The 13,361-nt window shown below is 69.3% G+C and carries 16 protein-coding genes; 1 reads left to right on the top strand and 15 read right to left on the bottom strand.

The features are described from left to right. Positions 1-2 precede the first annotated feature (2 nt). The 12 genes from ASF08_RS10890 to flgB form a co-directional block, all read right to left on the bottom strand. Positions 3-674 (bottom strand): hypothetical protein, encoded by a 672-nt coding sequence (locus ASF08_RS10890; protein WP_056144926.1) that lies wholly within the window; start codon positions 672-674, stop codon positions 3-5. Then, on the bottom strand, positions 674-2,386 hold the full coding sequence (fliF, locus tag ASF08_RS10885; RefSeq protein ID WP_056144924.1) for a flagellar basal-body MS-ring/collar protein FliF: 1,713 nt from the start codon (positions 2,384-2,386) through the stop codon (positions 674-676). Before fliF ends, ASF08_RS10890 begins: the two co-directional genes overlap by 1 nt. Positions 2,387-2,517: 131 nt before the next feature. Further along, positions 2,518-3,276, bottom strand: a complete 759-nt coding sequence (fliP, locus tag ASF08_RS10880) for a flagellar type III secretion system pore protein FliP (RefSeq protein WP_056144921.1) — start codon at positions 3,274-3,276, stop codon at positions 2,518-2,520. Between the two features lie 146 nt (positions 3,277-3,422). Further along, the gene (locus tag ASF08_RS10875) at positions 3,423-3,914 is read right to left on the bottom strand and encodes a flagellar basal body-associated FliL family protein (RefSeq protein WP_056144918.1); all 492 of its coding nucleotides are present in this window, start codon (positions 3,912-3,914) and stop codon (positions 3,423-3,425) included. Between the two features lie 33 nt (positions 3,915-3,947). After that, a complete protein-coding gene (locus ASF08_RS10870) occupies positions 3,948-4,688 on the bottom strand; it encodes a flagellar basal body L-ring protein FlgH (RefSeq protein ID WP_082473154.1) in 741 nt (246 codons plus the stop codon). Between the two features lie 11 nt (positions 4,689-4,699). Then, positions 4,700-5,275: a MotE family protein gene (locus ASF08_RS10865; protein WP_443136815.1), complete on the bottom strand. Its 576-nt coding sequence runs from the start codon at positions 5,273-5,275 to the stop codon at positions 4,700-4,702. A gap of 176 nt (positions 5,276-5,451) precedes the next feature. Then, positions 5,452-6,558, bottom strand: a complete 1,107-nt coding sequence (gene flgI / locus ASF08_RS10860; RefSeq protein WP_056144915.1) for a flagellar basal body P-ring protein FlgI — start codon at positions 6,556-6,558, stop codon at positions 5,452-5,454. Continuing rightward, positions 6,558-7,034 carry a flagellar basal body P-ring formation chaperone FlgA gene (gene flgA / locus ASF08_RS10855; protein ID WP_156629537.1) on the bottom strand — a complete coding sequence of 159 codons (477 nt, stop codon included), beginning with the start codon at positions 7,032-7,034 and terminating at the stop codon, positions 6,558-6,560. Before flgA ends, flgI begins: the two co-directional genes overlap by 1 nt. 74 nt (positions 7,035-7,108) lie before the next feature. Beyond that, positions 7,109-7,897 carry a flagellar basal-body rod protein FlgG gene (gene flgG / locus ASF08_RS10850; protein WP_056144912.1) on the bottom strand — a complete coding sequence of 263 codons (789 nt, stop codon included), beginning with the start codon at positions 7,895-7,897 and terminating at the stop codon, positions 7,109-7,111. Positions 7,898-7,910: 13 nt separating this feature from the next. Further along, the gene (locus ASF08_RS10845; protein ID WP_056144909.1) at positions 7,911-8,252 is read right to left on the bottom strand and encodes a flagellar hook-basal body complex protein FliE; all 342 of its coding nucleotides are present in this window, start codon (positions 8,250-8,252) and stop codon (positions 7,911-7,913) included. 10 nt (positions 8,253-8,262) lie between these two features. After that, positions 8,263-8,679 carry a flagellar basal body rod protein FlgC gene (gene flgC / locus ASF08_RS10840; RefSeq protein ID WP_056144906.1) on the bottom strand — a complete coding sequence of 139 codons (417 nt, stop codon included), beginning with the start codon at positions 8,677-8,679 and terminating at the stop codon, positions 8,263-8,265. Then, complete coding sequence (gene flgB / locus ASF08_RS10835) at positions 8,679-9,068, bottom strand: flagellar basal body rod protein FlgB (protein WP_056144902.1); 390 nt, start codon at positions 9,066-9,068, stop codon at positions 8,679-8,681. Before flgB ends, flgC begins: the two co-directional genes overlap by 1 nt. 295 nt (positions 9,069-9,363) lie before the next feature. On the opposite strand from flgB, the gene ASF08_RS10830 reads away from it, so the two are divergent. Then, positions 9,364-11,967: a heparinase II/III domain-containing protein gene (locus tag ASF08_RS10830; RefSeq protein WP_244474502.1), complete on the top strand. Its 2,604-nt coding sequence runs from the start codon at positions 9,364-9,366 to the stop codon at positions 11,965-11,967. Between the two features lie 6 nt (positions 11,968-11,973). On the opposite strand, the gene ASF08_RS10825 is transcribed toward ASF08_RS10830, so the two are convergent. The 3 genes from ASF08_RS10825 to ASF08_RS10815 are packed head-to-tail and all read right to left on the bottom strand — an operon-like array spanning position 11,974 to position 13,266. Then, positions 11,974-12,423 carry a hypothetical protein gene (locus ASF08_RS10825; protein WP_056144896.1) on the bottom strand — a complete coding sequence of 150 codons (450 nt, stop codon included), beginning with the start codon at positions 12,421-12,423 and terminating at the stop codon, positions 11,974-11,976. 12 nt (positions 12,424-12,435) lie between these two features. Beyond that, a complete protein-coding gene (locus tag ASF08_RS10820; RefSeq protein WP_056144893.1) occupies positions 12,436-12,765 on the bottom strand; it encodes a hypothetical protein in 330 nt (109 codons plus the stop codon). Positions 12,766-12,786: 21 nt separating this feature from the next. After that, positions 12,787-13,266, bottom strand: a complete 480-nt coding sequence (locus ASF08_RS10815) for a rod-binding protein (RefSeq protein ID WP_056144892.1) — start codon at positions 13,264-13,266, stop codon at positions 12,787-12,789. Positions 13,267-13,361 lie beyond the last annotated feature (95 nt).

Raw genomic sequence — 13,361 nt, 5'->3', positions numbered from 1 at the left:
GCTCAGGCTCCTTCCACGGCGCGGGCCTGCACGGCCTGGGTCATCAGACCACCCCAGGCCCCGAGCTGGGTCTCGATCACGGTCTGGTCGGCCTGCACGCGCACGTCGACGGACTCGTCCGGCTGATAGGAGACGCTGCCCTCGAACGGGCCGAGCTTGCCGGCCACCGCGTCGAGGAGATCGGCCGGTCCACTCACCCGCAGGGGCGGATGGCGAGGGTCGCCGAGGATGCGGGCGAGGCTCTGGGCGAGCTCCTCCACGGCTTGACGGCGCAGAGCCTCGGTGAGCACCGGCACCAGAACGTGCCCGACCCGATCCGTGAGCCGGCTGCCGAGCGCCTGGATGGCTCCGGCGAAGGTGGCCGCGAGGCGGTCGCCCTCCTCCGCGCACCAGGCCTGCCGGGCGTCTGCGAGACGCGTCTCGGCATCCGCCTGCGCGAAGACGAGCGCCGCTTGGGCTTCGGCCTGCGCCTCGGCCCGGCCCTGTTCGCGCCCGCGCGCCTCGGCCGCGCGCAGGAGTGCCTCGCGATCCTCCGCCGGGGGCGGTGCTGGCCGGGGCGGGTTGCGCAGGAGGGCGGCGAGCCCATCCTGGACCGGCGCGCGCGGCGCGGCGGCGCGGGCGGGAGCGGTGTCGACGGAGAAGTCGGGAAGGAAACGGGCGATCGCGGCGGCCATCACGCGGCCTCCCCGCGCAGGAGCCAACGCTTCAGGATGTCGGCCACCTGCGCCTCGTCGGTCTCGATCATCTGCTCAAGTCTCTTCTGCGGCGAGCGATTCAGTTTCTCGGTGAGATCCTCGATCATGCTGGCGACGCCGTTGACCGGGGCCGCGAGGCTCGGGGCCGTCCCGGAGGCCACCGCCGCGGCCAGAGCCGGCGGCGCGCCGGGGCCGGCCACGAGATTGCCTGACGCCGCGGCAGACATCGGAGCCGCGTCGCCGCCATTCGCGCCGGCCGCGGCCAGAGCCAGGGCCTGCTCGGCGGCCGGGATTTCCAGAATGGCCCGCATGGCCGGGCGCAGGCCGAACCAGATCAGCAGGCCGGCCACCAGCAGGATCGTGCCCGCGTTGATGAGGGTGGCGGACTGGCGCATCAGTACGTCGGTGAGACTGAGGGGCGCCACCGGCTCCAGGGGCTGGCCGTCATTGACGAAGCCCACCGCGGCGACCTTCACATTGTCGCCGCGCTCCTTGATGAAGCCGGCGGCCGAGCCGACCAGCTGCTCGATCTCGGCGACCTGCGCGTCGATGTTCGCCTTGTTGGCATCCGCTCCCGCGAGCGAGGCGAGCCGCGCGCGGTTGACGAGGACGGCCACCGAGATCTGGCGGATGGCGTAGCCGTCGCTGACGGTCTGGATGGTCTTGGAGGAGATCTCGAAATTCGTGAGGTCCTCGCGCTTCTGGGTTTCGTTGCTGGCGCTGTCGTTGCCGTCCGAGCGGGGGCGCTGGTCGGGAATCGCCCCCTGCGTGGTGGTGGGGCGGTCGGTCTTGCGGTTCTGCGAGTTCTCGGTCTCGCGCACCGCGCGAATCGAACGCTCCACCCGTTGATCGGGGTTGAAGATGGTCTCGTTCTGCACCGTCTTATCGGTGTTGAGCCGGGCCGCGACGCTGACCTCGAAATTACCGACGCCGAGATAGGGGGTCAGGGTGCGGCGGATGTTGTCCTGGAGCTCCTGGCCGACGCTCTTTTCCAGCGTCGCCATCTTGCCGGTGGGGGCCACGGCGGTGTCATCGCCCGAGAGAAGGAGCGCACCGTCCGAGCCGATCACGGTGACGCGGTCGGGCTTCATGCCGGGTACGGCGGAGGCGACGAGGTGGCGGATCGATTGAGCGCCGCTCACGTCGTTGGCGGGCTCCGTGCGTACCACCACGGAGGCCGAGGGCGCCTGCTGCTCGCGCCGGAACGAACCGCGATCGGGCAGGACGATGTGGACGCGGGCCGCCTTCACGCCCTTCATGCCCTGGATGGTGCGGGCGATCTCGCCTTCGAGGGCTCGCACGCGCGTCACCTCCTGCATGAACGAGGTCATGCCGAGTGATCCGAGATCGTTGAACAACTCGTAGCCCGACTTGGCGCTCTGCGGCAGGCCCTTCTCGGCCAGCAGCATCCGTGCCTGCGCGGTATGGCCGTAGGCTACCAGCACGGCGGCCCCGTCGGCGCTGACATCGAAGGGGATGTTGGCGTCCTTCAGGACGCTGCCGATGCGACCGACATCCTCACGGCTCAAGCCCGTGTAGAGCGTCTCCTGCGCCGGGCGGCTGAGATAGTAGGCTCCCAGCCCCACCGCGAGGAAGACGACGACGCCGATGAGCGACAGGGCGGCGATGCGCCGTCCGCCCAGGGCGAGGATGTTGTTCCAGAGCCTTTCGGCATGTTGGAGACCGGACATTCGGGGAAGCGCTCCGCTTCAGATCCACGACCTGATGCGGATGCATCGCGCGGCTCCCTTGCGCGAAGATTGCGTGGGGCGCGGCGGGAACCTTTTCGCGGGGCCGTGATGTATGCCGCCCTCGCGCCCGTTCAGAGGAACGACCGTACCAGCCCTCCCACCAGCATGTTCCAGCCGTCGATGAGAATGAAGAAGAGCACCTTGAACGGCAACGAGATGACCGTGGGCGGCAGCATCATCATGCCCATCGACATCACCACCGTGGACACGATCATGTCGATGACGAGGAATGGCAGCGCGATCAGGAACCCGATCTCGAAGCCGCGCCGCAGTTCGGAGATCATGAAGGCCGGGATCAGGATGCGCAGGTCGATCTTGTCGCCGGCCTCGGCCTTGGGGAAATTGCGGCTGGCGAGATCGGTAAAGGTCTGGAGGTCTTTCGGGCGCACGTTCTGGGTCATGAACTCGCGGAACGGGTCGACGATCTTCGGCAGCGCTTCCGTTTCGCTGATGCGGTTCTCCGAGAGCGGCTTGAGGCCCTCGGTCCAGGCCCGGTCGAAGGTGGGGGCCATGACGTAGAACGTCATGAACAGCGACAGGCTGACGAGGAAGATGTTGGCCGGCGTGCTCTGGAGGCCCAGCCCTGAGCGCAGGAACGAGAACGCGATGGCAAAGCGCGTGAAACTCGTCACCATCACGAGGAGGCCGGGCGCCAGGGACAGCACGGTCAGGAGCGCCACGAGCTGCAGGATGCGTCCGCTCGCCGCCCCGTTCCCGGCGGGCAGGAGCGCGTCCAGCGCCGGCAGGCCGGTGGCGGATTGCGCCGCCGCCGCCCCCGTGAGGGCCGCGAGGCCGGTGGCGGCCAGCGCCAGTGGGAGGAAAGCTCTCATGCGGGTGTCCCGTCGGTCGATATCGGGGCGATTCGGTCGGTTGTGCGTCTGGACGCCCGGTCTCCCAAAGGATGGAGCCCGGCCCCGTTCGCCTCCACCCGCGACACGGTATCGGCCGGTGGCGGAAACGGGCTGGGCCGCGGCATCTACTGCACCACCAGCATCTCGACGATGAGTTCGCGAATCTGCCCCTTGGTGCGCAGGGCGACGCGCTCGTTGAGATCTTCTCGCAGGTGTTGGAGGCCGCTCGCACCCTCGATCTGCTTCATGGAGACGGTGCGCAGGTAGGCGACGATGTCGGCGCGAATTTCGGCCAGGGTCACGTCCGGGTTCGGCAGGGTGCCGGCCTTGAACACCACCGAGGATTCGAGGCGCACCCAGGATTCACCGGCCCCGGCGAGGTTCGTGACCACCGAGCCGACGCTGCGCAGGGCGACGTCGCCCGTGTAATTCAGCACTTTGACCGCCTTGTTCTCCTCGTCCTTCTTCTTGGTGTCCACGGCCTTCTCGACGGTGGAGAGCAGGTAGAGTCCGAGCCCGCCGCCGGTGCCGAGCGCCACCAGGCTGGTGAGCGCGAGCGCGCCGATCCAGGCCTTGCCGCCAGCCGTCGTCTTGCTGTCCTTGTCCTTGGCCGCCATCGCGCCAGACTCCCGCTCGCGTCAAAATGGGCGTCAGAACGGCGCCAGGGTCTCGAATATCTGCTGGCCGACGCTCGGGCCCTGCACCTCGCTGATGCGGCCGCGCCCACCGTAGGAGATGCGAGCCTCGGCGATCTTGTCGTAGTCGATGGTGTTCTTGCGGGAGATGTCGCGGGGGCGGACGATGCCCGCCACGACGAGCACGCGGACCTCGTTGTTGACCCTGACCTCCTGCGAGCCCGAGATCATGATGTTGCCGTTGGGCATCAGCTCGGTGACCACCGCAGCCACCTGCAGGCGCAGGACTTCGGAGCGGTCGATGTTGCCGGCGCCCTTGGTCTCGGTCCCGGAGCGGATCCCCGCATCGGCGGTGGCCGAGTCCTTCAGGGCGGAGACGCCGTAGCCGAAATCGAAGCCGAGGCTCGACTTCAGACTGCGTGAACGGTCGCTGGAATTACCGAACTGAGCCTTGTCGTCGATCAGGATCGACACCGTGAGGACATCGCCGACGTTGCGGGCGCGGGGATCCTGGAACAGGTCGACGCTGGAGGGCGACCAGGTGGAGTGGTAGGTGCGCCGGCCAAGCGAGCCGAAGGTGGTCGGAAGAGCCTCGCGCGGAGCAGTGAGGCCGGTTCCGACGGGACTCAGCAAGGGGGGGGCAAAGGGCGCCGGTGTCTGGCAGGCGGCCAGGGCGGGCGCGAGAAGCGCCGACAGCAGGCCAAGGCGCGCAAGGCGCAGGACGGCGCGCTCAGGGGGCGTCGGTGCGGGGCTCATGGGAGACAACATCAGGATTTCTCGCTCTCACGGGCTTTCTTGCCCGCATCCGTCATCATCCGCGCGAGCTGCGCGGCGCGGGCGGCTTCCATCTCGCTCAGAATGGCGCTCGCGGTGCGGGCGTTCAGCTTTGTCAGGATCGCGGCCGCCGACTCGTCGGGCATGTTGGCGAGCTGAAGGGCGGCGGCATCGGGCCGCATCTTGGTGTAGATCGCCACCACCCCCTCATCGGCCTTGGACAGGAAGGCATTGCGGCGTGCGAGCCAGGATTCGTATTCCGCGCGCTTGGCCTCGAGCCGGGCGATGCGCTCCTCGACCTGCTTTTCCAGAGCGGCAAGCTGCTCCTTCTGCCAGGCGAAGCGCGCATCGGCCGCCGCATCCGCAATGCCGGCGCAATAGGCCGGGGGCTTGGGCGCTGGCGGGGCCGTCGGCTGGGGGGCCTCGGCCACATGAACGACCTCGGTGGGCCTGACCACTTCCGCGGACTTGACCGGCTCGGCGGCTGCCACCGCCTCGGGCCTCGCCCCATCACCGGGCTTGACCGTCGCGGGCTTCGCGGGCGCCTTCGGGAAAGGGCCGGGATTCATGCCCGCCACTGTCTTGGGCGCGCCCTCCACCGCCCAGGCCGGGGCGAACCATGACACGAGTGCGATGAGGAGCACGAGCGCCAGTATCCGCGCCGTCATCGGGCCGAACACGGCGGGAGGCCGCGCCGGGGCCAAGGTCAACGGGGCCGCGCCGGCCAGCCGTGAAGCCGTCCTGCTCATTGAACCACGAGCTCCGCCTGGAGGGCGCCGGCGGTCTTCACCGCCTGCAGGATCGAGATGATATCGGAGGGTTTCAGGCCGACCTGGTTGAGGCCGCGCACCAGGGTCTGCAGGTCGGAGCCGCCGAGGATCGCGAGGCGCCCGCCGCCTTCCGTGGCCGAGACCTCGGTACGGGGCACCACCGTGGTCACGCCGTTGGAGAAGGGTGCAGGCTGCGAGACCTCCGGCGCCTCGGTCACCCTCAGGGTGAGGTTGCCATGCGTCACCGCGACCATGGAAATCTGGACGTTGCGTCCGATCACCACCGTGCCGGTGCGCTGGTCCACCACGACGCGGGCCGGGGTGTCGGGATTGATGGTGAGATCGCCGATCTCGGCCACGAACCGGGTCTGGGCGATGTTGCGCGGGCGGATGAGCGACACGGCGCGCTGGTCGCGGGGGGTGGCCACGCGCTGGTTGAAGCGGCGCAGCGCATAGGCGTTGATGGCGTCCGCCACCATCGTGGCGGTCTTGAAGTCGGGGTTTTTCAGCTCGAACACGAGTTCGGGCAGGTCGCGGAAGGTGCCGGGCACCTCGCGCTCGATGAGGGCGCCGTTGGGAATGCGGCTGGCCGTCGGCACGCCCTGCGTCAGGCTCTCGGCCTGGCCGGCGACGACGAAGCCCGAGACGGCCAGCGGCCCTTGCGCGGCGGCGTAGGTGAGGTTGTCGCCGCCCATCAGCGGCGTCATGAGGAGCGTGCCGCCCTTCAGCGAGGTGGCATCGCCCAACGAGGTCACGGTGACGTCGATGCGCGAGCCGATCCCGGTGTAGGGCGGCAGGTCTGCGGTGACCATCACGGCGGCGACGTTGCGGGTGCGCAGGCGCGCATCCCGCACGTTGATGCCCATGCGGTCGAGCATCGATTGCAGGGATTGCTCCGTGAACTGGGCGTTGCGCAGCGTGTCGCCCGTGCCCTGGAGGCCGGTCACGAGGCCGTAGCCCACGAGCTGGTTGTCGCGCACGCCCTTCAGGGTGGCGATGTCCTTGATCCGCGTCCCGCCGGCATTGGCGGGCACCGGCAGGGCGAGGACCAGGGCGGCCAGGAACGCGATGAGGCGGCGCATCACTTGTCCCCGGTGCGGATGCGGCCGTCGGCCATCACGGTGCCGAGGACGATGCGGTTGGTGTCGGTGTTGCGCACACGGATGACGTCGCCCAATCCCCCGTTCTGAAGCGGCGCCCCCACCGCCGTAATGAAGAGACCGTTCTCCTCGAACACGATCTGGGTCGGCGTTCCGCGGCTCACGAGGCGGGGATCGTCCACGGCATTCACCGGAATCGGCTCGCCGGGCAGGAGCATCCGGCGGGCGGTGCGGCCGGCGACGGCCATCGGCGCGTCGATTACGGCGGTGCGCGCTCTGAAGGTCTCCGGATAGGCCTGGAGGCGCAGCAGGTTCTCCTTGATCGTGTCCCCGGGGTAGATCGTCACCGTCGGCACCGGCAGCATCAGGTCGGTCGCCCGCGCAGCCGCGCCCGCCAGCGCGAGGGCGCACCCCGCGAGCAGACCGGCCGCACGTGCGGGGAGAATGGATTGACCCATGATGGTCGCGCCCTTGGGAATTGCTGCGGGGGAATGGCGTAGAGCGACGCGCGGTCGGCGACCGACCGCCGGGGTCAGCGGATGCCCTTGGAGACGGTGCCGGCCATCTCGTCGGCGGCCTGGATCACCTTCGAATTCATCTCGAAGGCGCGCTGGGCGGTGATCATGTTGGTGATCTCCTTGACCGGGTCGACGTTCGAGCTTTCGAGATAGCCCTGCTGGAGCTTGCCGAAGCTCGGATCGCCCGGTGCGCCCACCACCGGGGCGCCGGAGGCGGGCGTCTCGCGGTAGAGACCGTTGCCGAGCGGTTCGAGGCCGGAATCGTTGGCGAAGTTGACGAGCGTGATCTGACCGAGATTCTGCTGAGCCACCTGTCCGTCGATCTTGGCGAAGACCTGTCCGGACTGGTTCACGGTCACGTCGGTGGCGCCGTTGGGGATCAGCACCGCCGGATCGAGGGCGTAGCCCTCGAGGGTCACGATCTGGCCGGCATTGTTGCGGTTGAATGCACCGGCGCGGGTGTAGTTGATCTCCCCGTTGGGATTGGTGATCTGGAAGTAGCCTCGGCCGTTGACCGCCAGATCGAGCTGGTTCGAGGTCTGGGCGAGCGGTCCCTGGCGATGCAGGTTGCGGATGGCGGCGGTGCGCACACCCAAGCCCAGCATCGCACCCTCCGGCACCGGTTCCTGTCCCGCCTGGTTCGGTGCGCCCTGCTGGCGCTCGGCCTGATAGAGCAGGTCGGTGAACTCGGCCCGCGCGCCCTTGAACCCGGTGGTGTTCAGGTTGGCGATGTTGTTGGCGATGACTTCGAGGTTCATCTGCTGGGCGTTCATGCCCGTGGCGGCGATGGCGAGTGCTCTCATGACGAAATGTCCTTCAGATCGCCATGCGGCTGAGTTCGAGATAGGCGGCCACCACCTTGTCGCGCACGGCGATGGCGGTCTGCAGACTCTGCTCGGCGGACATCACCGCCTCCACCACCTGCTGCGTCGAGGCCTTGCCCTGAATGCCCTGGATCGCGGTGGCCTCGCCGGTGCGCAGCGAGGTGCGCACGCTCGAGGCGAGTTGCGCCATGACGTCGCCGAAATCCGTGGCGGGACCGGCCACGGCGGACGTGACGGCCGGCTGGCTCGCCCGCTGGACCGGGGCGGCCCCATCGGTGCGGAAAAGGGAGGCGGCCTTGTCGAAGGCCGAGATGGAAGCGAGAGCGTCGATCATCGTTGCGGGCTCAGGATTTCAGGAGGTCGATGACGCTGGCGACCATGGCGCGGGCCTGCTTGATGACCTGGACGTTGGCTTCGTAGGAGCGGTTGGCCTCGCGGATGTCGGCCATCTCGATGAGCACGTTCACGTTGGGCAACTTCACGTTGCCGTCCGCATCGGCCGCCGGGTTGCCGGGGTCGCGCTCGATGCGGAACGGGGCATCGTCGGTGCCAATGTTCCGCAGGGCGACCGTCGGGCCACCGGCGGCCCGGTCCATGGCCGCCCGGAACGAGACGGTCTTTCGCGTATACGGGTCGGCACCCGGCCCATCGCCGACGGACTGGGCATTGGCGACGTTCTCGGCGGCGATGCGCAGGCGGAGGGACTGCGCCTCCATTCCGGCGCTGGCCAGTCGCGTCGAGGCGGTGAGCGGATCGATCATCAACTGCCCCGCACCGCTGCCCGCAGCATCCGGTCGAAGACCTTCACGATGCCCATGTTGAGATTGTGCTCGCGGCTGACCTGCCCGGCCTTGAGCATCTCCTGCTCAAGGCTCACGGAACTCGACGTCACGAGCGCGTCCCAGGCATCGTCCGCCTTGACGGGCTTGATCGGAATGGCGCCCTCGCTCGAGCTCATGTGGGTGCTTGTCGTCATGGTCATGCCCGACGTGGCGGCGGTGCGCGCCATCACGTCGGCGAACGGCACCACATCACGCGCCTTGTAGTCCGGCGTGTTCACGTTCGCGACGTTGCTGGCGATCGTGGCCTGCCGCACCGCGAGGTAGCGGGCTTGCTGCGAGGCGAGGTCGAAGAGGTAGACGCCTGTCATCGCGGGTTCCGGGAAATCGATCGGTCGTGACGATTTCCTAGGGAACCAATCTTGTCCCAGGCTGACGCAAGCTGTCGGAGTTGACAGGGCGGCCCGGCGCGCTCCAGTCCGAACGGCACGAGGGCTCGATGCGGCGCGGCGATACACATTTTACGGGGCCGTCCGGCCCGGGCGGCAGCCGTTGAGCGCGCCCTCGCATGGACCCTTGCAGGCTCGGTTGCCGCGTCTCCTGCTTCCCCGGGCGGTTCGCTATGCCGGCGGCGCGGCGCCGGGCTCAGGTGAAGGCACCCACTTGGTGCCGGCCAGGAACCGTTTCTCGCGGGTGGTGCTGGCCTTCGACGATCTCGCGCCGGATACGTGGTGCAGCCTGACTTTCGGGCTTGCCTGGGACGGGGCCGAGACCGCCGGAAGCGCCATCGATTTCGCCCTCGTCGGCGTCGACTTCCTCGCTAGGGACGGTTCGAGCCTGGATTTCGACCAGGTGCCGGGCCTCGACCGGACCTTGCTCGATCCGCACGGGGCCTGGGTCGCGGGTCCAGCTTACCAGCTCGACGAGCAGGGAACCCGCACGGGCCTCGTGCGGCTCGCCTTCCTGGTGCCGGCCCCGGCCGTGCGTGTAACCGTCACGGTGCGGTCCTGGCGCAACACGCACCCCTTCGTCGTGTCGGAGGCCGTCTTGGGTCAGGGGCCGTCACCGAGCCTGTCGCCGCGTCCGCGCCGTCGCTTCGGTCCGGAGCCCGACTGGCTCGATTACGCCCTCGTACCGGGCAGCGGGCTCGTGCTGCGCGGGCAGTTGTTCACGGCGAGGCCGGGCGCCCATGCCGCCCTCGCCCGCGTCGTCTACCGGGACGCGGACGGCACGGTTCTGCCGCCACCCTATCCGGGGACGATCGCGATACCGGCGCTGGGTGCCCTCATCGATCTCTCGGCCCAGCAGCAGGCCCGGCGCTTCACCCTGGCGCTCGCACCGGTGGCGGGCGCGGCCCGCGTGCAGGTGGGCTTCGCCACCTGGGAGGCGGACGATGCGGCAGGCGAGGCCGAGTTGCTCGGCGCCCCGGAGGTCTCCCTCGAGGATCGCCTGCGCCTCGAGAGTCTGTGCGGCGACGATCTCCTCGCGGCCGAGGATTTTCTGGCGCGCGTGGCCGAGCGCCTGGCCATGCCCGTCGCGGCGATGACGGACTGGTGCCCGCAGCCCGAGGCCGTGGCCCCCCTCACCCCGGTGCTCGCCCGCGCCCGAACCATCCAGCGCGGCGATGCGCATCGGGCCGCGGGCCTCGACCGGACCCTGCGGCTCGCCGGCGCTCCCGTCTGGACCTTGCCCTCCCCGCCGGCATGGGGCGAAGATCCGTTCCGTTCGGTGCCCTGGCGCATCGAGTACCAGTCCTTGGGCTGGCTGATCGACATCGCCGAGACGCCGGGGGGGGCGTCCACCGCCGTGGGGCTGGCGCTGTCGTGGTCGCGCGCCAACCCCTGGGGGGCGCTCACGGACGGGTTGGCCATGCATCCCGCCGCCCTGGCCGTGCGCACGGAGATCTTCGTGCGGCTGCTGGCGCTCGCCGGAAAGGCGGGGGGGGCCGCCTCCCTCACCCTCGTCGGCGAGGCGGCGCGACACGGCTTCGCCCTCGCGGAGATCATCGGGCAAAATACGTTCGGGCGCTCGCTCCACCAGATTCAGACAGCCGCCGTGCTCCTGGGTCTTGCCCGCGCCCTGCCGCGTCTACCGCTCTCCGACCATTGGCTGTCCCTCGCCGGTGATGCGTTGCGCGACGGGCTCGCACCGCTTCTCGAAGAACCGCCCCGGTTTCCGGATGCCACTCCGCACCAGCGCCTGGAGCTCGCCACCCTCCTCCGGAGCCTGAGCGCGGCCGCATTCGGGGATGTGGATCTCGAAGCTGTCATGGCGCGCGCCGCCGCCGCGGCCCTGTCCAGCCTGGCCGGCCTGCTCGATCCGGGCGGGCGCCTGCCTCCCTTCGGCGATGCGCCGCACGGGGAGGACCATGCCGGGTGGATCGGCCGCCTCCGGGCCGCCCCGGCGCGGGGGGGGGACGCCGAGCGCTGGTCGGCCCAGGCGCGCGACTTGCGCGAGCGGCCGAGCCTGCCCCGGCCGAAACGCGACGAGGCCGCCGATCGTCTCCATCACGCTGCCGGCCTGCTCGCCATGCGCCACGACGCGCCGGGGCGCGGCTGGGGGTACTTCGCCTGTGCCTCGGCGGCCTCCACCCATCGCGACGCCACCTCTTTCGTCTATTCCAGCGAGGGCGTGCGCTGGATCGTGGAGGCCGGCGGGTCGTCACAGGTGGAGACGGGAGTGGCGCGTCACTTCCTCCGTTCGGCGAGCGCCCACAATGTGGCGATGCCTGACCGGCGTGAGCCCATGGCAGGCGAGGCGTGGCATGTCGGCACGACGCGTCTCGACGGGGCGAGCCTCCATGTGCTGGCCACGAACGGGCATGGGCCGGACTATCTCCACACCCGGATCTTCGCGGTTCTCGACGATCTCTCCGGCCTCGTCGTCCTCGACCGCTTCATGGCCGGAGACCGGCCAGTCGCCTTCGAGGGGGGCTTGCATTTCTCGCCCGGCATTCTCGTGGCCCTGGCTGGCCCGCACCGCGCCATGGCGCAATCGGGCCGGGCGCGGCTCTCGCTGACCCCCACGGCCCTGCGCGGACGGCAGGCCGGCCTCGCCCTCGTCAACGGCGACAGCGCCCGGGCCGGCCGCCTCCAGGGTTTCGTGACCTCCGCCAGCGGTCTCCAGCCGACCACCGTGCTCCGCTATGCGCTCGCCGGGACCGGGGAGGTCTGCGGCGGCATGGTGCTCGCGGGCGCCGCTGAGGCCGACCGACGCCTCGCCGCGCTGCTAGCGGATTCCAGGCTCCTCGATATCGCCTTCGGCGAATGAGGCGCCCTACGATCGCACTTCACGCTTGGCGACGAAGTTGAACTCCTCCACCAGCACGTCCTTGACCACGTCGGAGCCGAGCCGTGCGTTGACGCGGGCGCGGATTTCGGCCAGCCGGTGGGTGACGTCGTAGCGGGACAGACGTTTGAAATCGATCTGTGGGTCCGTGTAGATCTGTCGGAACGCTTCATCCACCACGAAGGCGTTGGGTGGTACCGACAACGTGTGCATCAACCGCGCATCAGCTGTGAAGACCAGCACGGCAATGATGTATCCTTGGACCTTTCCATCGGCCACCATGGGTATGTTGATGGGCGGCAGCTTCTGATACTGTAGACCTTCGAGATAAGGCTCGGTGTTTTTGCCGAACAAGCCTGCACCCCAGGTCACCGCGCCATAGCAGGACACGATCGTCAGGGCGCAGATCCATAGGCCGGTGATGAGGATGCGGGTCATGGGGGCCGGTTCTCAGCGCCCGGGGAAACTGGAATAGGTGCCGTCGGATTCCGCTTCCCGGATGGCACCGGACACGATGCCGGAGATCTCCTCCACCGCCCGCAGGTGCAGGCCGACCACCTCCTGGTTGCGCTCCAGGGCGCCGCGCACGCGCACGAGCATGTCCGCGACCTCGGGGGCGATCCGGTCCGTGTCGAGGTCGCGGGTCAGGCGGGTGAGTTCGAGCAGGCTCTGGCTCTTGCGCCGGTTCGCCGCCTCCTGGTCGAGGGGGCGGTGGGCGAGCAGCGCCTCGGTCTCGGCCGTGACGGTGGCTTCGAGCCGCTTCAGGGATGCGAGCAGCATGGGGGACTCTCCGGAGGGCGTTCAGACGTCGGTGGCGGTTTTTGCGGCGGGCGCCGCAACGGAGGCGGCCGCCGACGGACGTGCCGCTTCCAGCATGCGGGCGATGCCGAGGCCCCCCGCCTTGGCGATCTGCGTGCCGACCTGCTCGGCAAGCATCGATTTCCAGATCCCTCCGGCATTGCCCTTGCCGAACACGGCACTGGCCTTGGAGGGCATCATTGTCTCCACGAACTGGCGCAGCACGAAGGCCTCGAACTGCTTGTAGGGATCGCCTGCCTTGCCGGCCCCCGAGACAGCGTTGTCCGTCTGCAGGGCGGTGAGTGCCCCTCTGGCGTCGAGCGGCATGTGCACCGAGGCGCCGGCCATGCGGTAAGCGTCTCCGAACGCGGCCGGATCGGTACTGCCGGGCGTCCCCAGCTTGGAGGCGGCTTCCTGGTAGCGGGCCGGGTCGGCCGCCCGTGCGACGTCGAGGACGATATCGGTGGGAGGGGAGATGCTCATGGCCACCGGACGGGTGCGGTTGGGATCGGCCTCGAGCGATAGGCCCCGTGGCTTGCGGGAAGCTTGAGCCGGGTACCCCGCCGGGATTGGTCACG

The sequence above is a fragment of the Methylobacterium sp. Leaf85 genome, from assembly GCF_001422125.1.
Taxonomy (GTDB): domain Bacteria; phylum Pseudomonadota; class Alphaproteobacteria; order Rhizobiales; family Beijerinckiaceae; genus Methylobacterium; species Methylobacterium bullatum.
Note: the sequence above shows the minus strand (reverse complement) of the source record. Positions and strands in the feature narration are given on the sequence as shown.